Raw genomic sequence first — 22739 nt, 5'->3', positions numbered from 1 at the left:
GACGTCCGCGAGGCCTGCTCGCCCGACGAGGAGTAGCCGGCATCCTACCCGCGCGCGGTCCCGCCTCGGCGGGACCGCGCGCACTCGGGCCAGCCCCCTACGATGGCCTGAGGCTCACCGTTGGGGGACGAATTGCACACCTGGCCCGGTTCCACCTACCCGCTCGGGGCGACGTTCGACGGCAACGGCACGAACTTCGCCCTCTTCAGCGAGGTCGCCGAGAAGGTCGAACTCTGCCTGTTCGACGAGCGGCGGCGTGAGACGCGCGTCGAGGTCATCGACGTCGACGCCTACATCTGGCACGCCTACCTGCCGCAGGTCCAGCCGGGCCAGCGCTACGGGTACCGCGTGCACGGGCCGAACGACCCGAAGCGCGGCCTGCGCTGCAACCCGAAGAAGCTGCTGCTCGATCCGTACGCCAAGGCGGTCGACGGCCAGCTCAACTGGAGCCAGTCGCTGTTCGGCTACCAGTTCGGCAAGCCGGAGACCCGGAACGACGCCGACTCGGCGAAGAGCATGATGCTCGGGGTGGTGACCAACCCGTTCTTCGACTGGACCGGCGACCGCCACCCCCGCACGCCGTACGCGTCGTCGTTCATCTACGAGGCGCACGTGAAGGGCCTCACGCAGACCCTGCCCGGCGTGCCCGACGAGATCCGCGGCACCTACGCCGCGGTCGGGCATCCGGCGGTCATCGACCACCTCGTGAAGCTCGGCGTGACCGCGATCGAGCTGATGCCCGTGCACCAGTTCGTCAACGACGGCACCCTGCAGGAGAAGGGCCTGTCGAACTACTGGGGCTACAACACCATCGCGTTCTTCGCGCCGCACAACGCCTACGCCTCGACGGGCCGGCGCGGCGAGCAGGTGCAGGAGTTCAAGGCGATGGTGAAGTCGTTGCACGCGGCCGGCATCGAGGTGATCCTCGACGTCGTCTACAACCACACGGCCGAGGGCAACCACCTCGGCCCCACGCTCTCGATGCGCGGCATCGACAACGCCGCGTACTACCGGCTGGTCGACGACGACCGCCGGTACTACATGGACTACACCGGCACCGGCAACTCGCTGAACGTCGGCCACCCGCACTCGCTGCAGCTCATCATGGACTCGCTCCGGTACTGGGTGCTGGAGATGCACGTCGACGGATTCCGCTTCGACCTCGCCTCCACGCTCGCCCGCGAGTTCTACGAGGTCGACAAGCTGTCGACCTTCTTCGAGCTCGTGCAGCAGGACCCGGTGGTCTCGCAGGTCAAGCTCATCGCCGAGCCGTGGGACGTCGGCCCCGGCGGCTACCAGGTCGGCAACTTCCCGCCGCAGTGGACCGAGTGGAACGGCAAGTACCGCGACACGGTGCGCGACTTCTGGCGCGGCGAGCCGGCGACGCTGGGCGAGTTCGCGTCGCGGTTCACGGGCTCGGCCGATCTCTACGAGCACTCCGGCCGGCGGCCGGTCGCCTCCATCAACTTCGTCACCGCGCACGACGGCTTCACCCTGCGCGACCTCGTCTCGTACAACGAGAAGCACAACGTGGCCAACGGCGAGGACAACAACGACGGCGAATCGCACAACCGCTCGTACAACCTCGGCGTCGAGGGCCCGACCGACGATCCGGCGATCCTCACCATCCGGGCGCGGCAGCAGCGCAACTTCATCACGACGCTGCTGCTGTCGCAGGGCGTCCCGATGCTCTCGCACGGCGACGAGCTCGGCCGCACCCAGCAGGGCAACAACAACGTCTACGCGCAGGACAACGAACTGAGCTGGATCGACTGGGAGCACGCCGACCAGCCCCTCATCGAGTTCACCGCCGCCGTCGCGCGGCTGCGGGCGGACCATCCGACGTTCCGACGGAGCCGGTTCTTCGACGGCCGGCCCGTCCGCCAGCAGGAGGGCGGGCCGGTGCCCGACATCGTGTGGCTGCGTCCCGACGGGTCCGTGATGACCCCGGAGGACTGGGACGCCGGATTCGGCAAGGCGATCGGCGTGTTCCTGAACGGCGAGGGCATCCGCGAACGCGACCGGCGCGGCGAGCGCATCGTCGACAAGCACTTCATCGTGCTGTTCAACGCGCACGACGACACGGTCGAGTTCACCATCCCGATGCACGAGGCGTCGCCCGAGTGGGAGATCGTGATCGACACGGCCGGCCGGCGCGCCGACTCCGCGCCGGTGCGGCCCGGGGGGACCATCCCGCTCGACCAGCGCTCGCTCGTGGTGCTGCGGCAGCACGATCCCGTGCCCGACGAGGTCGACCACTCCGTGGCGGCGTCCCTCTCGGCGATGGTGGCCGCGAGCAAGGAGGAGGCGCCCGCGCCGAGGAGCGAGGCGGGCGCGTGACCGCGCGGCCGAGCGGCATCCCGAGCCGCCGCCGGGAGCCGCGGTCGACGTACCGCCTGCAGGTGCGTCCGTCGTTCGACCTGCACGATGCGGCATCCGCCGTCGACCACCTCGACGCCCTCGGCGCCGACTGGGTCTACCTCTCGCCGATCCTGCCGTCGCGGGCCGGGTCCGACCACGGCTACGACGTGGTCGCGCACGACCGCGTCGACGAGGCGCGCGGCGGCGAGGCGGGCCTCGCGGCCGTGGCGGATGCCGCCCACGGCCGGGGGCGCGGCATCCTGGTCGACATCGTGCCGAACCACGTCGGCGTGGCCGACGCCGCGCAGAACGACTGGTGGTGGAGCCTGCTCCGCCTCGGCCCGGCATCGCCGCACGCGGACGCCTTCGACGTCGATCGGGAGCTCACCGGCGGCAGGGTCCGGATCCCCGTGCTCGGCGGCACGGTCGAGGAGGCCGCGGAGTCGGGCGACCTCCGCGTCGAGGACGGCGAACTGCGGTACTTCGAACACCGGTTCCCGCTCGCACCCGGCTCGGCCGACGACGGCGCCGACCCCGTGACCGTGCACGACCGCCAGCACTACGAGCTCGTGCACTGGACCCGGGCCGACGCCGAGCTGAACTACCGCCGGTTCTTCGCCGTCAACGAGCTCGCGGGGGTCCGCGTCGAACGGGCCGAGGTCTTCGACGCGACCCACGCCGAGATCGTGCGGTGGGTCCGCGACGGACTCGCCGACGGCCTGCGCGTCGACCACCCGGACGGGCTCGCGGCCCCCGGCGACTACCTCGACCGGCTCGCCGACGCCACGGCCGGGGCGTACGTGCTCGTCGAGAAGATCCTCGAGGGCGAAGAACCGCTCCCCGCGCACTGGCGCACCGACGGCACCACGGGATACGACGCGCTCGCCGACGTCGACCGGGTCCTCGTCGACCCCGCCGGCGAGGCGGCGCTCGACGCGCTCGACGCACGACTGCGCGCGGAGACCGGCATCGACGGCCCGACCGACTGGCACGAGATGATCCACGGCACGAAGCGGGGGATCGCCGACGGCATCCTCCGCAGCGAGGTGCTGCGCCTCGAGCGGATGCTGCCCGACCCGCGCCCGGCCGATGCCGCCGACGCCATCGCCGAGCTGCTGGCCTGCTTCCCCGTCTACCGCTCCTACCTGCCGGCCGGGCGCGAGCACCTCGACGCGGCGGCGCGGCTCGCCCGCGAGCTCCGGCCCGACCTCGCGGCATCCGTCGACGCCCTGCTCCCCGTGCTCGCCGACCCGGCGAACCCGGTCGCGCTCCGGTTCCAGCAGACCAGCGGCATGGTCATGGCGAAGGGCGTGGAGGACACCGCGTTCTACCGGTACACGCGCCTCGGATCGCTCACCGAGGTCGGCGGCGACCCCTCGGAGTTCGCCGTCGACGTCGCGGGGTTCCACGCCCGCCAGGTCCGACGGCAGGCGGCCTGGCCGCACTCGATGACGACCCTCTCGACGCACGACACCAAGCGGGGCGAGGACGTCCGCGCGCGACTGGACGTGCTCGCCGAGATCCCCGAGCGCTGGGCGATCGAGCTCGACGGCCTGCGCGCGACGGCGGGCTCGACCGGCGACGGCCCGTTCGACGCGCTGCTCTGGCAGGCCGTGGTCGGCGCGTGGCCGCTCGAGCGCGAGCGCGCGCACGCCTACGTCGAGAAGGCGTCGCGCGAGGCCGCCGTCTCGACCCGCTGGACCGCACCCGACGAGGAGTTCGAGCGGCGCATGCACGAGGTCGTCGACCGGGCGTACGACGTGCCGGCGGTGCGCGAGCGCCTCGACGCGTTCGTCGACTGGCTTGCGCCGGCCGGGTGGTCGAACTCGCTGTCGGCGAAGCTGCTGCAGCTGACGATGCCGGGCGTGCCCGACGTGTACCAGGGCAGCGAGCTCTGGGAGACGAGCCTGGTCGACCCCGACAACCGCCGACCCGTCGACTTCGCCCTGCGGCGGCGGATGCTCGCGGACGTCGACGCCGGCTTCGAGCGCGGCGAGCTCCCGGCGATCGACCGGTCCGCGGCCGCGAAGCTCCTCGTCACGTCGCGCGCACTCCGGCTGCGGCGCGATCGCCCCGGGCTGTTCGGCCGGTACACGCCCCTCGAGGTCGCCGGCGAGGCGTCCGGGCACGCGATCGCCTTCGACCGCGGCGGTGCCGTCACCGTGGCGACCCGCCTGCCGATCGGCCTCGCCGCGCGGGTCGACGCCGAACCCGCGGCGCCCGCTCCGGCGGGCTCCTGGGGCGACGCCGTCGTGCTGACCAGGCGGATGCCGCTCGAGGATGCGCTCACCGGACGCCGCTTCACCGGCGGCGCCATCCGGCTCGCCGAGCTGCTCGCGACCTACCCCGTGGCGTTGCTCGTCCCGGCCGACCCCGAGGAGGCGGCGTCCCGATGATCCCGGAGCTGTGGGCTCCCGTGCCGCAGCGCGTCGCGCTGCGCCGGCCCGGACACGACGACCTGCCGATGGCGCGCGACGCCGACGGATGGTGGCGCACCGACGTCGAGCTCGCGCCCGGCGACGAGTACGGGTTCGTGCTCGACGACGACGAGCGGGCGCTGCCGGACCCGCGGTCGCTCCGGCAGCCGCGGGGCGTGCACGAGGCGAGCGCGGCGTTCGACCTCGGCGCGCACGAGTGGGCGGATGCGGCGTGGACCGGGCGCCCCCTCGCCGGCGGCGTGGTCTACGAGCTCCACCTGGGCACGTTCACCCCGGCCGGCACGCTCGATTCGGCGATCGACCGGCTCGACCACCTCGTCGACCTCGGCATCGACTTCGTCGAGCTGCTGCCCGTCAACGCGTTCAACGGCACGCACAACTGGGGGTACGACGGCGTGCTCTGGTACGCCGTGCACGAGGCCTACGGCGGGCCGGCCGCCTACCAGCGGTTCGTCGACGCGTGCCACGCGCGCGGCCTGGCCGTGATCCAGGACGTGGTGTACAACCACCTCGGGCCGAGCGGCAACTACCTGCCCCGGTTCGGGCCGTACCTGCGCACGGCCGAGCGCAACACCTGGGGCGACTCGGTGAACCTCGACGAGCCCGAGGTGCGCAGGTACATCGTCGAGAACGCGATGATGTGGATGCGCGACTTCCACGTCGACGGCCTGCGGCTCGACGCGGTGCACGCCCTCCGCGACCGGTCCGAGCGCCACCTGCTCCGAGAGCTCGCCGAGCAGGCCGACGCGCTCTCCGCGCACCTGCGCCGGCCCCTCACGCTCATCGCCGAGTCCGACCTCAACGATCCGACGCTCATCATGCCGCGCGAGGCCGGCGGCTACGGCCTGACGGCGCAGTGGAGCGACGACCACCACCATGCGATGCACGTGGCGCTCACCGGCGAGACGAGCGGCTACTACGCCGACTTCGCCCCGCTCGACGCGCTGGCCAAGACGACCGCGCGCGGGTTCTTCCACGACGGCACCTACTCGTCGTTCCGCGGTCGCGACCACGGTCGGCCGATCGATCCCGCGGTACCCGCGTGGCGGCTCGTCACGTTCACGCAGGACCACGACCAGGTCGGCAACCGCGCGGCGGGCGACCGCATCTCGCAGACGCTGCCGGAGGAGCGGCTCGCCGTCGCCGCCGTGCTGAACCTCACGAGCCCGTTCACGCCGATGCTCTTCATGGGCGAGGAGTGGGGCGCGTCGACGCCGTGGCAGTTCTTCACGTCGCATCCGGAGCCCGAGCTCGGTCGCGCGACCGCGGAGGGTCGCATCGCGGAGTTCGCCCGCATGGGATGGGACGAGTCCGTCGTGCCCGACCCGCAGGACCCCGAGACCTTCCGCCGTTCGAAGCTCGACTGGGAAGAGCCGGCCGAAGCGGATGGCGCGCACGCCCGCCTGCTCGACCTGCACCGACGCCTGATCGCCCTGCGCCGCGCGCGGCCCGAGCTCACCGACCCCTCGTTCGCGCACATCGCGGCGTGGGCCGACGACGAGGGCCGGAGGTTCCGGATGGAACGCGGCGCCTCCGAAGCTCCCGAGCGGGTCGTCGTCGTGGCCAACCTCGGGACCGCGCCGTGGGAGGTGCCGCTCGACGGCCGCGCCGAGGTGCTGCTCGCCACCGGCGCGTCGCCGGCCGAGGTCAGCCCTGCCGGCGGCGCGCTCGCGCTTCCCGCCGACGCGGCCGCGGTCCTGCTCGTCGCACGCGCCGCATAGGGTGGGATCCGTGGGCATCCCGAACGACCGCGCCGAGCTCGTCCGCCAGGCCGAGGAGGGTTTCGACCGGCTCGACGACGCGGTCGACGAGCTGATCGCGTCCGGTGCGGCGTCCGAGACCGCCCGGCCCGATGACGGGCCCGAGGCGGCGGAGGCCGCGGCGACCGGGCCGCGCGACCGCGACGCGGTCGACGTGCTGAACCACCTGCACGCCTGGCACATGCTCCTGCTCGGGTGGCTCGAGGCCGACGCCGCCGGCCGGGTTCCCGCGTACCCCGCGGAGGGCTTCACGTGGGCCGACCTCGATCGCCTCAATCGCAAGCTGCGCGACCGGTACCGCGGGGAGGGTGATCTCGACGTCGCCCGCGACCGGGTGCGCGCGAGCCACCGCTCGGCGCTGGCCCGCATCGACGCGCTCGACGACGACGCGATCTTCGCCGAGGGCCGCCCGTGGCTCGGCGGCGCCACGCTCGCCGAGCCCGTGCACGAGTGCCTCGGCGGCCACTACGCGTGGGCCGTCGGGGCGCTCGAGGGGATGGCCGCGCGCTCGCGGTGACGCTCCGGGCGGCCACTGAGGCGTACGCCTCGGCGGCCCGATAGCGTCCGGCCATGGACACCCTTCTCCGCGAGCCCTCGCATCGAGTCGCTCGTATCCGGACCCGACGCCCGCTGACGGCCACGGCCGCAGTCCTCGCCATCGCCGCGCTCTCGCTCAGCGCGTGCGCCGGCTCGCCCGCCCCGGCCACAACGGACGCAGCGACGCCGCCGGCGTCCGAGACGACCGAGCCGACCGCCGCGCCGGCCCCCGGTTCCGCGCAGCCGGCGTCGCGCTACGACCTCACCTGCGACGAGCTGGTTCCGCAGCAGGCCGTGTCGGACATGTTCGACGTCGCGCTCGAGCCGGTCGACCCGCTCGTGACGGCGGCGGCCGCCGGCATCTCGGTGCCGCGGATGACGTCGGTGCTCAGCGTCGGCGGGCTCGCGTGCGGCTGGAGCAACGGTGCTGAGTACAACAGCCAGTTCGGGACGAACCCGGCGTACACCGGCGTGCTCGTCACCGTCGTGCCGCCGCAGGACGCGGGATGGTCCCCGCGCGCGATACAGGCCGGCATGCCGGCACCGGACGCCTCCTGCACCGCCGACGTGTGCACCATGACCCGGGTGGCGTCGGGTGCGTGGATCGCCGTCGAGGGGGAGGCCGGACCGGCGACGATCCTGCCCGCGGGCGCCGACGCGGTGGCGAACGCCGCCGTCGCCGCAGTGGACGCGGCGAGTCCGCCGGCCGCCGCCGCGGAGGTCCCGACCCGCATCCCGGAGGGGTGCGAGGCGGTCCTGCCGGCCGCGCAGGTCGAGCAGATCACGGGCGCGACCGGTCTCACGGTGAGCGAGCAGGGCGGTGGCGGCTGGAGCGACTGGGCCGAGGCGGGGTGGATAGCCGGCGACCTCGGTTGCTCCTGGACACCGCCGGACTCGGAGGAGTCCGTGGTGTGGGTCTCATGGGTGCGCGGCGGACGCTGGGCCTACGATCGCGTCGCCGATGCGGGCGCACTGGTCCCGTCGCCGTCGACCACGGGCATCGCCGTCAGCGGTGACGACGTGGCGCAGGTGCGCTGCGACCCGTCCCGTGCCGTGTGCGCGGTCGACCTCGTGCTCGGGCCCGACTGGGTGCAGGTCAAGTCGTCCGAGCAGGACTGGGCGGTCGCCGCCGCGCAGGAGATCGCGTCCGGACTCTCCCGCTGATCGGCACGCGCCCGGATCAAGGGCGCGTCGGGTCCTCCGGCTCGTCGCTCCCGGACTCGGCGTCTGCGTCGGCGTCGGCGTGCACCTCCGCGGGAGCCGGGTCGACGGGCCGGTCGGGCGGCGGCGGGCCCTGCTCGCCCTCGCCGGCGGCGAACCTCGCGAGAATGTCGTCGGTGTCGCTCATGGCGCCACGCTACGTGCCCATCGCCGGGATCGGCAGGGGTTGACGACCCTCACCCGGCCTTCTTCGCGCTCTTCCGCTTCGCCGCGGGCTTCTCGGTGCCCTCGTCCGCCTTCGCCGAGGTCTTCGCCGCCTTCTTCGAGGACGGCTTCTTCGCGGCCGGCTCACTCGCGGCATCCGACCCGCCGCGCTTGGCCGCGATCGACTGGCGGAGCGCCTCCATCAGGTCGATGACCTCGCCGCCCTCCTCCTCGGGCTGCTCGCCGAAGGTCGCCGCGGTGTCGATCGCATCGCCCTGCTCGAGCTTGGCGCGGATGAGGGTGCGAAGCTCCTCCTGGTAGTCGTCGACGAACTCCGCCGGGTCGAAGTCGGCCGAGAGGCTCTCGATGAGCTGCTTGGAGAGGTCGAGCTCCTTCGAGGTGATCTTCGCCGGCTCGTCGAGGGAGGGGAACTTCGCCTCGCGCACCTCGTCGCTCCACCGGAGCGTCTGCACCATCAGCACGTCGCCGAACACGCGGAGCGCCGCCAGCCGGGTCTTCTGGCGCAGCGCCATCCGCACCACCGCCGTGCGCTCGGTCGACTCGAGGGCCTCCCGCAGGAGCACGTACGCCTTGTTCGACGCCGAGTCGGGTTCGAGGTAGTAGCTGCGGTCGAACATGATCGGGTCGATCTGCTCGCTCGGCACGAACTCGACGACCTCGATCTCGCGGCTGCGCTCGGCGGGGAGCGACTTCAGGTCGTCGTCGGTGATGATGACCGTGCGCTCGCCGTCGTCGTAGGCCTTGTCGATGTGCTGGTAGGGCACGACCTCGCCGTCGATCTCGCACACGCGCTGGTAGCGGATGCGGCCGCCGTCCTTGTCGTGCACCTGGTGCAGTGACACGTCATGGTCCTCGGTGGCGCTGTACAGCTTGACGGGCACATTGACCAGGCCGAATGTGACCGCCCCCTTCCAGACGGCTCGCATGCTCCCAGTAGACACCTCGGATGCCGCGAGCGGTACCCCCTGCCATCCGCCCGAGGCGACACCGCCCCGGAGGGTGACGCGCGAACCCGCGTCACCGCCTGTGCGGGTGTCGCCCCGTCATCCGACACCGGATGGACCGGAGGGGGCAGGATGGGGATATGGCGCAGGGGGGCCCGCAGCTGGTCGACGTCGACGGACGACGCCTGCGCCTGACGAGCCTCGAGAAGGTCATGTACCCGGAGACGGGCATGACCAAGGGCGAGATGATCGGCTACTACGCCGAGATCGCCGCGACGATGCTCCCGCACGTGGCGGGCAGGCCCATCACGCGCAAGCGCTGGGTGAACGGCGTCGGCACCCCGCGGCATCCGGAGCAGGCCTTCTTCGAGAAGCACCTCGAGGAGCACGCCCCCGAGTGGATCCGGCGCGGCGTGCAACACCACTCCGACGGGGACAAGTCCTACCCGGTCGCCGACAGCCGCGCGACGCTGGTCTGGCTCGCGCAGATGGGAGCGATCGAGCTCCATGTGCCGCAGTGGCGGTTCACGCCGTCCGGTGAGGTCGCCAACCCCGACCGGATGGTGTTCGACCTCGACCCGGGCGAGGGGATGGGGCTGCCCGAGTGCGCCGAGGTGGCACGGCTCGTGCGCGGCATCCTGCAGGGCATGGGGCTCGAGGCGGTGCCGGTCACGAGCGGCAGCAAGGGCATCCACCTCTACACGGCCCTCGACGGCTCGCAGACGTCCGAGCAGGTGTCGCAGGTCGCCCACGAGCTCGCGAGGGCGCTCGAGGCCGACCACCCCGGCCTCGTGGTATCGAGCATGCGCAAGGCGCTCCGCGCGGGGCGGGTGCTGATCGACTGGAGCCAGAACAACGGGAAGAAGACGACGATCGCGCCGTACTCGCTGCGGGGCCGGTTCCGTCCGACGGTCGCGGCGCCGCGCACCTGGGAGGAGCTGGAGGACCCGGACCTGCGGCATCTGGAGGCCGACGAGGTGGTCGCGCTCGTCGCCCGACGGGGCGACCCGATGCTGGCGGTCGCCACCGCCTCGGCCGAGGGCCCGCTCAGCACGTACCTGGCCATGCGCACGGCCGGTGCCACGCCCGAGCCCATGCCGGAGTCGGCGTGGGGCGTGGCGAACGACGGCGCGCCGCGGTTCGTGATCCAGGAGCATCACGCCAGGCGCCTGCACTACGACCTGCGGCTGGAGCGCGACGGCGTGCTGAAGAGCTGGGCGGTGCCCAAGGGCGTGCCGGCGACGTCCGGGACGAACCACCTGGCGGTGCAGACCGAGGACCACCCGATGGAGTACCTCGTGTTCGAGGGCTCGATTCCCGAGGGGCAGTACGGCGCCGGCTCCATGACCGTGTGGGACACCGGCACGTACGAGGTCGAGAAGTGGCGCGACGACGAGGTGATCCTGACGCTCGCCGGCCGGGCCGGCGGACCCCTCGGAACGGTGCGCCTCGCCCTCATCCGCACCGAGGGAGAGGGGGAGAAGAGCCAGTGGCTGCTGCATCGCATGAAGGACCAGCAGCCGGGCGCCGCCGCGCGGGAGTCGCCCGAGCGAGCCCCCGAACGTCCCGAGGCGCCGCCGTGGGCCGCGTCGACCGACCGGATGCCGCCGGTGCCGAAGCCCATGCTCGCCACCGCCGGCACCGCGGGCCTCGTGGCCGGCGATGACTGGGCGATCGAGTGGAAGTGGGACGGCATCCGCGTGCTCGCCCAGGTGGAGGGCGGCACGACGCGCCTGGTCAGTCGCAACGGCGTCGACCTCACCGCGACCTACCCGGAGCTCGCCGGGCTCGCACGCGTGCTGCGCGCCGATGCGATCGTCGACGGCGAGGTCCTCGCGCTCGACGCATCCGGCCGGCCGGACTTCGGGCTGCTGCAGCGGCGCATGAACCTGTCGAAGCCGCGGGAGGTGGAGGCGGCCGCGGCATCCGTGCCCGTGGTGCTGCGCCTGTTCGACGTGCTCGAGGTCGCCGGAACGCCGACGATCGACGAGTCCTACGAGCGACGCCGCGAGCGGCTCGAGCGACTCGTGCGCCCGCACCCGGACGTGCCCGTCGAGGTGCCGGACCCGGCCGGCTCCGCGCCGGACGTCGCGCTCGACGAGGCGCGCCGGCTCGGTCTCGAGGGCATCGTCGCCAAGCGCCGCCGTTCCGCCTACCGGCCGGGGGTCCGCAGCGACGACTGGGTCAAGGTGAAGCTGTCGCGCACCCAGGAGGTGGTCATCGGCGGGTACCGGCGCGGCTCCGGCGGCCGCGCCGGCCGCATCCGCTCGCTGCTTGTGGGCGTTCCGGGCGACGACGGCGGGTGGCGCTACGCGGGCCGCGTCGGGTCGGGCCTGCGCGAGCGCGACGCGGAGCGCCTGCTGGGGCGCCTCGACGAGCTGGCGCAGGAGGATGCATCGCTGACGGGCGTGCCGGCGGCGGACGCCGCGGACGCGGTCTGGGTGAGGCCCGTGCTCGTGGGCGAGATCGAGTTCGGCGAGTGGACGAGGTCCGGCGTCGCCCGGCATCCCCGCTGGCGCGGCCTGCGCCCTGACAAGCGGCCGGAGGACGTACGGCTGGAGGATCCGCGGACCGGGGGAGCTCCCGACCCCACCGCGTGAGATCGTTCGGCGACCCCCCGTTCGCTGAACGGTCTGTGAATCGTCGCAGAAGGCGAGAGATTGTCCAACAAGGATGCTGCGCAGACCCCCCGATGGGGGTACGGTGGCCGCGTGGGCATCCTGTATTACGGCGACTCCGGTACGCCGGTCGAGATCGACGACCGAGCTCTGGCGCACCTGAAGATCGCGATCACGACCAAGCTGCGCCGAGGCGAGAGCTTCATGCTCTCGTGGCGCCACGGCGCCGGCCAGCCGCGGGGGCGCAGCTCGCTGTGGCTGCACCCCGCCATCCCCCTGCGCTTCGTCTTCGAGGAGTCGGAGGCGGGCGAACTCAGCCGGGAGTGGATCGAGGACCTCATGCGCTCGGCGAACTCGGGCGGCGGCATCATCCTCGACCCTGCGCGGCACGTGGCCGAGGTCGGGTCACCCGCCGGGCCGAAGCCCGTCGAGGCGGCCTGACCCGATCGCTCAGCGGCGCCGCATCCCGCCGGCGGCCGGGCAGTCGAACGGATCCCGCGCCGACAGGCCGACCTCGTTGAGGTAGCGGACGACGATCGCGTACGAGCGCCCCAGCGACGTCTCCGTGTAGGGGATCCCCAGCGAGCGGCAGTGCTCGCGGACGATCTCGCGCGCCTTCGCGAGGTGCGGCCGCGGCATGCTCGGGAAGAGGTGGTGCTCCACCTGGTGGTTCAGGCCGCCCATGAGCGGGCTCGTCCACCGACCCGTGATGTTGCGCGAGGTCAGCACCTGCTTGCTCAGGAAGTCGAGCTTCGCGTCGGCCGGCACGATCGGCATGCCCTTGTGGTTCGGCGCGAACGAGGCGCCCATGTAGACGCCGAACACGGCGAGCTGCACCCCGATGAACGCGAACGCCATGCCGAGCGGCAGGGCCCAGAAGACCGCGGCGACGTAGAGTCCGAGACGGGCCGCGATGAGGCCGAGCTCGAGCGCCCTGCCGGGCACCGCGCGACGCTCGAACAGCGAGCGGATCGACGTCACGTGCAGGTTGAGGCCCTCGAGCAGCAGCAGCGGGAAGAACAGCCAGCCCTGCCGCTGCGTGATCCACCGCAGCACCCCTCGCTGCCGCGCCGCGGACTCCTCGGTGAACGAGATCGTGTCGAACTCGATGTCCGGGTCCTTGCCCAGGCGGTTCGGGTTCGCGTGGTGACGCGTGTGCTTCGTCATCCACCACTGGTAGCTGATGCCGACGACGGCCGTCGCGACGATCCGCCCGATCCGGTCGTTCGCCCGTCCGCCGTCGAGGACGGCGCGGTGCGAGGCCTCGTGCGCGAAGAACGCGAACTGGGTGAAGATGATCCCGAGCGCGGCGGCGATGAGCAGCTGGAACCACGAGTCGCCGAGCAGGACGAACCCGGCGATCGCACCCCCGAGCGCCGCGGTGAGCCCGCCGATGAGCAGGCCGTAGAACCAGGGCGTGCGGCGGAGCAGGCCGCTCTCCTTGATCACCTGCGACAGCGCGGCGTAGCTCTGGGTGACCGGCGGCCGGTCGATTCGGGGGAGGGTGGCGCGCACGGCGCCGAGTCGTGCAGGGGGGATGAAGGTGGTGATGGCCGGGCCCGTCGTCGTCGACTTCCCAGCCGGTGTGTCGCGAGCGACCGCTCGCAGTGGATGTCGCCAGCGTAAGCGGCGTCGCGTGCCGCGCGGCGTATGTCAGGCGGATCCCCAGCCTGGCCGCGACCCGGCTCCTCGGTCCGGCCGGCCTAGTCGTCCGCCGCGTCGTCGACGAGCAGCTGCAGGAGGGCGGTCTCGCGCAGGCCGCGGAGGTTCACGAGCCGGCCGCGCTCGAACGCCTCGATGACGCGCGGGTCGACGTAGCTGGCCTTCGCGATCGCCGGCGTGTTGCCGAGCACCTCGCTCGCGTGGACGATGGCCTCGCGCACCGCGGCGTCGCGCGCGCGCTTCGTTCCGGTCGTCCCCAGCCGTGCGAGCCGGTCCGCGGCGGCGACCGTGCCGCGCAGGGTCCGGAAGTCCTTCGCGGTGAAGTCGCCGCCGGTGCGCTCGCGGATGTCCTCGTTCACGTCGACGGGCCCGAGGGGTCGCATGCGGCGGCCGTGCGTGAACGCGTAGAGCCGGGACGCCGGCGAGCGGCCCTCCATGGCGGCGACGAACCCCGCGAGCGCCTCGTCCGACAGCGTGAGCTCCTGGGCGATCCCGCCCTTCGCGCGGAACTTGAGCCGGACGGCGTCGGCGCCCTCGAGCCGCGCGTTGCGGACGAGCAGGGTCGTCAGTCCGCGGCTGCGCGCCGTCGCGAGCGACTCCTCCGAGCCGATGCGGATGGCGCCGAGGTCGAGGGTCCGGAACGCCGCCGCCAGGACGCGTTCGCGCACCAGCTCCTCGAGCGCGAGGTCTCGACGCACGCTCCGGCGGGCACCGGGGAGCGCCTCGGCCAGGGCGGTCATCCGCAGGAACTTCTCCAGGTCCTGCTTCTCGCGCCAGACCGGATGGTAGAGGTACTGCCGGCGCCCGGCCGCGTCGACGCCGACCGCGAGGATGTGCGCGTTCGGCGCCTCCGCGATCCACACGTCCTCCCAGGCGGGAGGGATCGCGAGGTCGGCGATCCGCGAGCGGTCCGCGCGGTCCACGCGGGATCCGTCGGGATGACGGTACGTGAACCCGCGGCCGCTGCGGTGGCGGGTGATGCCGGGTGACGCGTACGGTTCGACGCGTCGCAGCCGCGGCATCCGACCCGCCCTCAGTGGTTGCGCAGGGCGTCGATGAGCTCGCCCTTGCGCAGGTCGCTGTAGCCGTGCATGCCGAGCTCCTTGGCGCGGCCCTTCAGTTCCGGCACCGTCCAGTCCTCGTAGCTTCCGGATTCGCCGCCCTTGCGCCCGACCGAGCTGCGGCCGCGTGCCGCGGCCGCGTTCGAGATCCGGGCCGCCTTCTCCTTCGAGGCGCCCTGGTCGCGGAGCTCCTCGTACATCTCCGGGTCCTTGAGGGACGACTGCCCCCGCTCGTCCTTCGGCATGGTGTGCTCCTTTCCGTGTTGCGCCGCTCGGGTCAGAGCGGCTTCCCTCCCGTCACCGGGAGGATCGCCCCCGACGTGTAGGACGCGTCGTCGGAGGCGAGGTAGACGTAGGCGCCGGCGAGTTCGGCCGGCTGGCCGGCGCGCCCCAGCGGGGTGTCCTGCCCGAACTTCGGCAGCTTGTCGGGCCAGCCCGTCGCCGGGATGAGCGGCGTCCAGATCGGGCCGGGGGCGACCGAGTTGACGCGGATGCCGCGCGGCCCGAGCTCCTCGGCGAGCGCTTTCGTGAACGCCACGAGCGCGGCCTTCGTCATGGCGTAGTCGACGAGGCGGCTCGAGGGGTCGAAGCCCTGGATGGAGGAGGTGGTGATGATCGACGAACCGGCCGGCATGCGCGGGACGGCGGCGCGGGTCAGGAAGACCGTGGCGTACAGGTTGGTGCGCATGACCGCGTCGAAGTCGCCGGTCGGCACCTCGTCGATGCCGCCTCGATCGCGCTGGTGCGCGGCGTTCAGGACGAGCAGGTCGATCCCGCCGAACGCCCTGCTGGTCCGCTCGATCAGGTCGGCGCAGTGCTGCTCGTCGCGGAGGTCGCCGGGGAGCAGCTCGACCTGCCGGCCGGCGTCCGTCACCCAGCGGGCGGTCTCCTCGGCGTCCGCCTGCTCGGACTCGAGGTAGGAGATCGCGACGTCGGCGCCCTCCCGGGCGAAGGCGATCGCGACGGCTCGGCCGATGCCGGAGTCGCCGCCCGTGATGAGGGCGCGCCGGCCCGTCAGGCGGCCGGAGCCGCGGTAGCTGTACTCGCCGTGGTCCGGCTGGGGCGACATCGCCGGCGTGAGGCCGGGTGGAACCTGCTCCTGCCGCGGGAAGGGCTCGGCGGCATGCTTGCTCGTCGGGTCGATCAGGTGGTCGTCCAAGGGTCCTCCTCAGTCGGTGCCGTTCGTCCGCACCCTGTCACGGTACGCGCGCCCGCCGCGGAGGGCGTACGGGTTGACAGGGCGCCGCGCGCCGTCGTTCGCGGCGGCCGCCGTGCCGGAACCGCCCGGCGCGCCCGCGCGATTACCAGCGGATCTCGGGAGGGTGCAACCCCTCGCGCCCCGTCGGCTCCCGGCCCTACGGTCGTCAGCACGAGGCCGACGGCTGCCTCGGAGGCCCTGCCGACCCGGCGGGGCCGTGAACCGTCCACGAGACGGAACCGAAGGAGAGATCATGAACATCCTCATCGCCATCATCGCCATCGCGGCCATCGTGCTGCTCATCACGGGCGGTGCGGTCCAGTCCCTGCAGTTCCTGCTGTGGGTCGGACTCGTGCTCGCGGCCCTGGCCGTCATCGTGTTCCTGGTGCGCTACCTCGGAGGGAAGAAGGCGGTCTGACCCGCATTCCCCGACCTGAACGGCGGGCGGCCCCTCTGGGCCGCCCGCCGTCTCGTTCGTCCGGGTACCCTCGGAGGCATGGGCACGCTGTTCTACGGCGACACCGCGACTCCGATCGGGATCGAGGATCGCGCGCTCGCCCACCTGAAGGTCGCCATCGTCACCAAGCTGCGCCGCGGTGAGGCGTTCACCGTGTCGTGGCGGCATCCCGACGACCAGCCTCGGGGCCGGACCACGCTCTGGCTGCACCCGAACATCCCGCTCCGGTTCGTCTTCGACGAGCCCGAGCGGCCGGAGCTGAGCCGGGAGTGGATCGAGGAGCTCATGCGCTCCGCGAACTCGTCGGGCGGGATCCGGCTCGTGCCGGAACAGCTCGACACCGGGCCGATCGAGACGGTCGAGCCGTCTGCGGATCGACCCGGTGCCGACGTCGAGTGGTCCTGACGCGTCAGGCGCGGAGGTCGGGGTCGCTGCCCGCGACGCCCTCGCTCGTGGGCGGATTCACGCTGCCCGGGGTCGCGGTCGTCGCGGTCGCCTCGCCGGCGCTCGACGCGCCGCCGTGCACCTCGCCGCGCCATTCGCCCGTCGGGGTGTGCCGCTCCTCGATGAACTCCTTGAAGCGGTGCAGGTCGCGCTTGACCTGCGCGTCGTCGAGCTGCAGCGCGGCGCCGGCCTTCTCGACGAAGCCCTGCGGCTCCCACTCGATCGTCAGGTCGATCCGGGTGCCGCCGTCCGTCCCGGGACGGAAGTCGATGCGGCCGCGGTGCTGGACCTCCGCGACGGTGCTGCGCCAGGCGACGTGGTCGTCGGGGACCTGGTCGGAGACGTCGGCGTCGAACTCGCGCGTGACGCCGGCGATCGACACCACCCAGTGCGTGGTCCGATCGTCCACCTGGGTGATCGACTCGACGCCGCTCATGAACTCGGGGAACGACTCGAACTGCGTCCACTGGTCGTAGGCCACGCGAACGGGCACGTCCACCTCGATGTCGGCGGTCACGGTCGTGCTCATGCTGATCCTCCGTTCCGGGCGTGCTCCGTGCACGCCCCGGATCACGGTAGGCACGCGGTCGAACGGGTCGCGAGGGGTTGCAGCCCGGGCACGCCGCTGATACCACGGAGGGACGATGGCGATGGGGGGCCAGAATGGCGGATCAGGAGTCGAACGCCGAGCGGTGGTGGCCGCACCTCTCGATCGAGGCCAAGCACGCCATCCTCTCCGATCCCGCAGCGCCGCTGCCGGAGGACGTCCGGCGTGAGATCGCGGCGCTGGTCGGCGACGCGCCGCAGCGGCTCGGCGAGGCCGACCGGCGGTTCATCGGCACGCAGACCGAGGCGGTCGACTGACCGCCGCGCGTCATCCGCCGCGTGTCACTCGATCTCGAGCGGCTCGTCCTCGGCGGGCTCGGGAACGTACTGCAGGCCGGCGGTGCTGTTGGCGGAGAGGAGCAGTTGCTCGATCCACAGCCGGTTGAGCTTCGGCGGGCGGTTGCCGCTGAACACGAACTGCAGCGGGATGGACTCGTGCAGCCAGAGCGTCGTGCGTCCGCTCCCGTGCTCGATGCCGTGCTCCCAGGTCATGGCGAAGCTCTCGGAGCGGCGCAGCTTGTTGATGATGGCCACGCGCAGGTGCGCGAGGGTCCGGTCCTCGATCTCGATCTCGCGGTTCGAGGAGTTGTAGATGAGCTTGCCCATGCGGAGACTCTAATGCCCCCGGGGGGCCGTCAGGTCCGCGCCCGCGGCGACGGCGCCGGGAGCCCGGGCGGGCGCGAGGTGCGGCCGACGCGCCCGGCTCGGTCGCTCGATTGGCGCACCGCCGCCGCGTGGGATAAAGTAACGGGGTTGCCTGATGAGCGGAGATCGCACAGGCGGCATCCCATGCGCCCGTAGCTCAATGGATAGAGCATCTGACTACGGATCAGAAGGTTGGGGGTTCGAGTCCCTCCGGGCGCGCAGGGTGAAGCCCCGGATTCGCACAGCGTGCGAGTCCGGGGCTTCGTTCGTCGGTCGGGCCGATTGCTTGCCGGGCGCATTCCGGGCATGCCACGCTTCCCGTGGGGGAAGGCGGCGGCGCATGGCGAAGAAGTACCCGGACATCAGCGACCACGGCCTCATCGGCGACCTGCAGACCGCGGCACTGATCTCCACCGACGGCACGATCGACTGGTTCTGCGCTCCGCGGTTCGACTCGCCGAGCGTCTTCGGCTCCCTGCTGGACCACGAGCGCGGCGGGTTCGTCCGGGTCCGGCCGGTGGGCACCGAGTACACGACCCGGCAGCTCTACCTCCCCGACACCGCCATCCTCGTGACGAGGTTCCTCACCGACGGCGGCGTCGGCGAGGTCGTCGACTTCATGCCGGTGGCGGATGGCACGGTCACCGACCGCCACGTCATCGTCCGCATGATCCGGGTCGTCCGCGGCGAGATGACGTTCGAGGGCGAGGTCCAGCCGCGCTTCGACTACGGTCGCGCGTCGCACCGGCTCGAACCGGCGGGCGTGGGTGCGAAGTTCGTGTCGGACGATTTCGTGATGACGCTGCACCGCGTCGGCGACCCGGTGCTGCACGGCGGACGGAAGGCCGGCCGGGTCGAGGTCGTCGGCGACGGCATCAAGGTCACCATCACGCTGCGGGCCGGCGAGCGCACCGGGGTCATGCTCGAGACGGGCGACGTCGACGCGCGCCAGGTCGACGTCGCCGAGCTCGACCGGATGCTCGACGAGACCCGTCGGTACTGGCGACGCTGGAACGACCGCTCCACGTACCGGGGACGCTGGCGGGAGATGGTCGCGCGATCCGCGATGACGCTCAAGCTCATGACGTACGCGCCGACGGGCGCGCTGGTCGCCGCGCCCACCGCGGCGCTGCCCGAGAAGGTGGGCGGCGAGCGGAACTGGGACTACCGGTACACGTGGATCCGCGATGCGTCGTTCTCGGTGTCGGCATTGCTGTGCCTCGGGTACACCGAGGAGGCCGAGGCGTTCGTGGGGTGGCTGCTCCAGCGCATCCACGAGAGCGTCGGCTCGGAGTCCGGTCCGCTCAAGGTCATGTACCGCGTCGACGGATCGAGCGATCTCGAGGAGGAGAGCCTCGAGCACCTCTCGGGCTACCGGAAGTCGCGGCCGGTCCGGATCGGCAACGGCGCGGCGGACCAGCTTCAGCTCGACATCTACGGCGAGGCGCTCGACTCGATCCACCTCGCCGACGCGAACGGGCTCGCGCTGCCCCACGCGGGATGGGCCAAGACGCGCGAGGTGCTCGACTGGCTGTGCGACCACTGGGACGAATCCGAGGAGGGCATCTGGGAGACCCGCGGGGGCCCGAAGCACTTCACCTACGGCCGGTTCATGTCGTGGGTCGCACTCGATCGCGGCATCCGCCTCGCCCAGGCCCACGGTCGCCCCGCGTCGATGACGCGCTGGACGCACGAGCGCGACCGGATCTACGAGGCGATCATGGCGACGGGCTTCGACGCGGAGCGTCGCGCGTTCGTGCAGTTCGAGGGCGGGGACGTCCTCGACGCGTCACTGCTGCGGATGCCGCTCATGGGCTTCGTCATCCCGCGCGACCCGCTGTGGATGTCGACCCTCGAGGCCATCGACGAAGCGCTCGTCTCGGACAGCCTCGTCTACCGGTACGACCCGCGCTCCTCTCCGGACGGACTCGAAGGCACCGAGGGCACCTTCACGCTGTGCTCGTTCTGGTACGTCGACGCGCTGGCGCGCTCGGGGCGCCTCGACGAGGCGCGGCTCGTGTTCGAGAAGATGCTGACCTACGCCAACCACCTCGGGCTGTACGCCGAGGAGATCGGCCTCACGGGCGAGCAGCTCGGCAACTTCCCCCAGGCGTTCAGCCACCTCGCCCTCATCAACGCCGCGGTGAACCTCGACTTCCAGCTCGACCACGGCTCGGGCTACGTCGCCCCGGTCGTGCGTCGCCCCGGGCATTCGGACTGACGACGGCCGCCCGGCCCGCTCGCCGATTCAGAACCGCGGGGGCGCGGGCGCCGGCGCGACCCGCAGCCAGGCCACGTGGCAGGGATCGAGCACGAGTCCGCGTTCGAGCGTCACCCGGCGGTCCGAGATGAGCTCGTGCGCGTCGGGGGCGAACCCCGAGAAGGTGGCGGGCGCGATGGCCGCCGGTTCGTCGCCGAGGTTCGCCAGGCACAGCACGACCGGAGCGGCGGGCGCGCCATCCGCGTGGACGTCGCCGGCCGGGGCGCCCGCAGCCGGCCGCTGGTACGCCAGCACGCTCGGGTGCTTCGCGTCGAAGGGCAGGAGCCGCCCGTCGGCCAGCTCGGGCGTCTCGCGGCGCACCCGGATGAGGCGCGAGAGGCCCGAGTGCACCGCGCCCGCGGGCGTCGACGGGTCGTGTCGCCGCTCGTACGCCGCGGCGGGGTATCGCGGACGGTTCACCCATCGGCTGTCGTCGGCCGTCGCCGGGTCGTCGACGTAGCCGTAGTCGTTCAACTGGGCGACCTCGTCGCCGAGGTAGACGAGCGGGATGCCGCCCGTCGACAGCGCGATCGCGTGGGCGAGGAGCACCCGATCGACGCCGTGCGCGTCGCCCGCCTCGATCCCGGCGAGCGATGCGGTCGTGCCCGCCACGCGGGCGTCGCCCGTGCGGGGGTTCTCCTGGAACGGCACGCCGCGCGCGAAGCTGCCCGGGAACCGGTTCACGTAGAACGCGTTGAGGAACCGCCGGTGGTCGAAGCCGTCGATGCCGAGCTCGGCGGCATCCTCGTCGGCGAAGGTCCAGCCGATGTCGTCGTGCCCGCGCACGTAGTTCACCCACGAGCACCCGTCGGGCAGGGCGTGACGGCGCTCGAGCGCCTGCTGCAGCATCCGCGGGTCGCGCGTGGCGAGCGCCTCCCAGGTGAGCGCCATCTGCAGGGGGTTGTACGAGAGCTGGCACTCCTCGAGCGAGATGTACTCGACGACCTCGTCGGGGTGCACGATCGCCTCCGACTTGAACAGCAGCGACGGCGCCGCGATGCGCAGCACGGCGTTGAACGCCCGCAGCAGAAGGTGGGCCTCGGGCAGCGACTCGCACGCGGTGCCGAGCCGCTTCCAGATGAAGGCGACCGCGTCCATGCGGAGCACGTCGACGCCGAGGTTCGCCAGGAACAGCATCTCGCCGGCCATGGCCCGGAAGACCGCCGGGTTGGCGTAGTTGAGGTCCCACTGGAACGAGTGGAACGTCGCCCAGATCCAGCGGCCGTCGGGCAACTGCACGAACGAGCCGGGGTGGTCGTCGGGGAAGATCTCGCGCACCGTCCGCTCGTACGCGTCGGGCATCGTCCGGTCGGGGAAGATCAGGTAGAAGTCCTCGTACGCGGGATCGCCCGCGATCGCCTTCCGCGCCCACTCGTGGTCGGACGCGGTGTGGTTGAAGATGAAGTCGAGCACGAGCGAGATGCCGTTCGCGCGGAGGTCGGCGGCGAGGCCCCGCAGGTCGTCGATCGTCCCGAGGTGCGGCGCCACCGCACGGTAGCTCGACACGGCGTACCCTCCGTCGGAGTTGCCCTCGGGAACCGCGAACAGCGGCATGAGGTGCAGGTAGGTGAGGCCGAGGTCGACGAACTCCGGGATGCGCGCACGCACCCCGGCGAGGTCGCCCGCGTATCGGTCGACGTAGCAGACGCCGCCGAGCATCCGGTTGGACAGGTACCAGTCGCGGTCCTGCTCGCGTCGGGCGTCGGCGAGCTTCAGGTCGTCGGGGCGCTCGGCCCACGAGGCCGCCGCGTCGACGATGACGCCGGTCAGCGCGTCGAGCGCATCGTCGCGCTCGCCGTAGAGGCGGCCGAACAGCCGATGGAGGGCGGGGAAGTGCGCGGCCAGGCGGGTGCCGAGGGCGTCGTCCGCAGCGGAGGTCGCGGGCAGCCGCTCCCTGACGCGGGCGAGGTCGACGGCGGCGTCGATTCCGAGGCGTGCCATGCTGCCCAGCCTGCCGCATCCGGCGACGATGGGGGAGGGGCGGCGGCGACCCTCCTGCTGTGAATCGCCTCGGCATGGATCGCGAGCGGCGCCCGGGGATGGTTCCGAGTCCCCCTCGGTGGTTAGGCTTGCCCGGTCCTGCCCGCGATTCGGAGTGCTGCGATGAGGGGTGCGCGAGCCGCGTTCGATCCTGTGCCGGTCCTGCGCCGTGCCGCGCTCGGATCGGCGATGCTCGCCGTCGCTGCGGCCGTCGCGCTGGCGATCGCGTGCGAACTGCTCCACCTGCCGCATGCCCGATCGGACGGGGCGGCCCGGGCGGGGGTCGAGGCGGCCTGCGTCGCGATCGCCGCGGTCGCGTCGGTCCTGCTGCTCGGCGCGATGGGCGCGGCGGCGGCGCCCAAGACCGCGGACGGCGGAGCGG

General features: G+C 72.4%; 20 protein-coding genes and 1 tRNA gene. 12 read left to right on the top strand and 9 right to left on the bottom strand.

Annotated features, from left to right (window positions below; all coding sequences use genetic code 11):
• The first annotated feature begins 132 nt into the window (after nt 1-132).
• Genes glgX through ACUY4T_RS04855 form a run of 5 tightly spaced genes read left to right on the top strand, consistent with a single transcriptional unit; the run spans nt 133 to nt 8260 of the window.
• Nucleotides 133-2340, top strand: a complete 2208-nt coding sequence (gene glgX, locus ACUY4T_RS04875) for a glycogen debranching protein GlgX (protein ID WP_446017787.1) — start codon at nt 133-135, stop codon at nt 2338-2340.
• On the top strand, nt 2337-4757 hold the full coding sequence (gene treY, locus ACUY4T_RS04870; protein ID WP_446017773.1) for a malto-oligosyltrehalose synthase: 2421 nt from the start codon (nt 2337-2339) through the stop codon (nt 4755-4757). The genes glgX and treY overlap by 4 nt, the downstream gene beginning before the upstream one ends.
• The gene (gene treZ / locus ACUY4T_RS04865) at nt 4754-6520 is read left to right on the top strand and encodes a malto-oligosyltrehalose trehalohydrolase (protein WP_446017772.1); all 1767 of its coding nucleotides are present in this window, start codon (nt 4754-4756) and stop codon (nt 6518-6520) included. Before treY ends, treZ begins: the two co-directional genes overlap by 4 nt.
• Before the next feature lie 10 nt (nt 6521-6530).
• Nucleotides 6531-7076, top strand: a complete 546-nt coding sequence (locus ACUY4T_RS04860) for a ClbS/DfsB family four-helix bundle protein (RefSeq protein ID WP_446017771.1) — start codon at nt 6531-6533, stop codon at nt 7074-7076.
• Nucleotides 7077-7129: 53 nt separating this feature from the next.
• Nucleotides 7130-8260, top strand: a complete 1131-nt coding sequence (locus ACUY4T_RS04855; protein WP_446017770.1) for a hypothetical protein — start codon at nt 7130-7132, stop codon at nt 8258-8260.
• A 16-nt stretch (nt 8261-8276) separates the two neighbouring features.
• Here ACUY4T_RS04855 and ACUY4T_RS04850 read toward each other — a convergent pair whose 3' ends face one another.
• Together ACUY4T_RS04850 and ku are read right to left on the bottom strand one after the other, a co-directional pair.
• Nucleotides 8277-8444, bottom strand: a complete 168-nt coding sequence (locus tag ACUY4T_RS04850; protein WP_446017769.1) for a hypothetical protein — start codon at nt 8442-8444, stop codon at nt 8277-8279.
• Between the two features lie 49 nt (nt 8445-8493).
• Nucleotides 8494-9408, bottom strand: a complete 915-nt coding sequence (gene ku / locus ACUY4T_RS04845) for a non-homologous end joining protein Ku (RefSeq protein WP_446017768.1) — start codon at nt 9406-9408, stop codon at nt 8494-8496.
• Between the two features lie 158 nt (nt 9409-9566).
• Between ku and ACUY4T_RS04840 the strand changes: the two genes are divergently transcribed.
• On the top strand, nt 9567-12026 hold the full coding sequence (locus ACUY4T_RS04840; RefSeq protein WP_446017767.1) for an ATP-dependent DNA ligase: 2460 nt from the start codon (nt 9567-9569) through the stop codon (nt 12024-12026).
• A 111-nt stretch (nt 12027-12137) separates the two neighbouring features.
• On the top strand, nt 12138-12485 hold the full coding sequence (locus ACUY4T_RS04835; RefSeq protein WP_446017766.1) for a DUF7882 family protein: 348 nt from the start codon (nt 12138-12140) through the stop codon (nt 12483-12485).
• 9 nt (nt 12486-12494) lie between these two features.
• On the opposite strand, the gene ACUY4T_RS04830 is transcribed toward ACUY4T_RS04835, so the two are convergent.
• From ACUY4T_RS04830 to ACUY4T_RS04815, 4 genes are all read right to left on the bottom strand, one after another.
• On the bottom strand, nt 12495-13559 hold the full coding sequence (locus tag ACUY4T_RS04830) for a fatty acid desaturase family protein (protein WP_446017765.1): 1065 nt from the start codon (nt 13557-13559) through the stop codon (nt 12495-12497).
• Between the two features lie 188 nt (nt 13560-13747).
• Nucleotides 13748-14728: a DNA topoisomerase IB gene (locus ACUY4T_RS04825; RefSeq protein WP_446017764.1), complete on the bottom strand. Its 981-nt coding sequence runs from the start codon at nt 14726-14728 to the stop codon at nt 13748-13750.
• A gap of 11 nt (nt 14729-14739) precedes the next feature.
• Nucleotides 14740-15012, bottom strand: coding sequence for a DUF7218 family protein (locus ACUY4T_RS04820; protein WP_446017763.1), 273 nt, complete (start codon nt 15010-15012; stop codon nt 14740-14742).
• Nucleotides 15013-15044: 32 nt separating this feature from the next.
• The gene (locus ACUY4T_RS04815; protein ID WP_446017762.1) at nt 15045-15926 is read right to left on the bottom strand and encodes an SDR family oxidoreductase; all 882 of its coding nucleotides are present in this window, start codon (nt 15924-15926) and stop codon (nt 15045-15047) included.
• Nucleotides 15927-16218: 292 nt separating this feature from the next.
• Between ACUY4T_RS04815 and ACUY4T_RS04810 the strand changes: the two genes are divergently transcribed.
• Both ACUY4T_RS04810 and ACUY4T_RS04805 read left to right on the top strand, forming a co-directional pair.
• Nucleotides 16219-16383, top strand: a complete 165-nt coding sequence (locus ACUY4T_RS04810; RefSeq protein ID WP_446017761.1) for a hypothetical protein — start codon at nt 16219-16221, stop codon at nt 16381-16383.
• 78 nt (nt 16384-16461) lie between these two features.
• Nucleotides 16462-16827 carry a DUF7882 family protein gene (locus ACUY4T_RS04805; RefSeq protein ID WP_446017760.1) on the top strand — a complete coding sequence of 122 codons (366 nt, stop codon included), beginning with the start codon at nt 16462-16464 and terminating at the stop codon, nt 16825-16827.
• Nucleotides 16828-16831: 4 nt separating this feature from the next.
• Here the strand turns inward: ACUY4T_RS04805 and ACUY4T_RS04800 are convergent, their stop codons facing one another.
• Nucleotides 16832-17395 (bottom strand): SRPBCC family protein, encoded by a 564-nt coding sequence (locus ACUY4T_RS04800; protein WP_446017759.1) that lies wholly within the window; start codon nt 17393-17395, stop codon nt 16832-16834.
• A gap of 134 nt (nt 17396-17529) precedes the next feature.
• Here ACUY4T_RS04800 and ACUY4T_RS04795 point away from each other — a divergent pair, with 134 nt between their 5' ends.
• Nucleotides 17530-17730 carry a hypothetical protein gene (locus tag ACUY4T_RS04795; protein WP_446017758.1) on the top strand — a complete coding sequence of 67 codons (201 nt, stop codon included), beginning with the start codon at nt 17530-17532 and terminating at the stop codon, nt 17728-17730.
• Nucleotides 17731-17754: 24 nt separating this feature from the next.
• On the opposite strand, the gene ACUY4T_RS04790 is transcribed toward ACUY4T_RS04795, so the two are convergent.
• Nucleotides 17755-18078, bottom strand: a complete 324-nt coding sequence (locus tag ACUY4T_RS04790) for a DUF7882 family protein (protein WP_446017757.1) — start codon at nt 18076-18078, stop codon at nt 17755-17757.
• A gap of 185 nt (nt 18079-18263) precedes the next feature.
• Here ACUY4T_RS04790 and ACUY4T_RS04785 point away from each other — a divergent pair.
• Nucleotides 18264-18336, top strand: a tRNA-Arg gene (locus tag ACUY4T_RS04785).
• A gap of 121 nt (nt 18337-18457) precedes the next feature.
• Nucleotides 18458-20338 carry a glycoside hydrolase family 15 protein gene (locus tag ACUY4T_RS04780; protein ID WP_446017756.1) on the top strand — a complete coding sequence of 627 codons (1881 nt, stop codon included), beginning with the start codon at nt 18458-18460 and terminating at the stop codon, nt 20336-20338.
• A gap of 27 nt (nt 20339-20365) precedes the next feature.
• Here the strand turns inward: ACUY4T_RS04780 and ACUY4T_RS04775 are convergent, their stop codons facing one another.
• Nucleotides 20366-22318 (bottom strand): alpha-amylase family protein, encoded by a 1953-nt coding sequence (locus ACUY4T_RS04775; RefSeq protein ID WP_446017755.1) that lies wholly within the window; start codon nt 22316-22318, stop codon nt 20366-20368.
• Between the last annotated feature and the right edge of the window lie 421 nt (nt 22319-22739).

The sequence above is a fragment of the Agromyces arachidis genome (assembly GCF_052805135.1).
The sequence above is the reverse complement of the archived record's forward strand: the minus strand, read 5'-3'. Positions and strand labels throughout refer to the sequence as shown.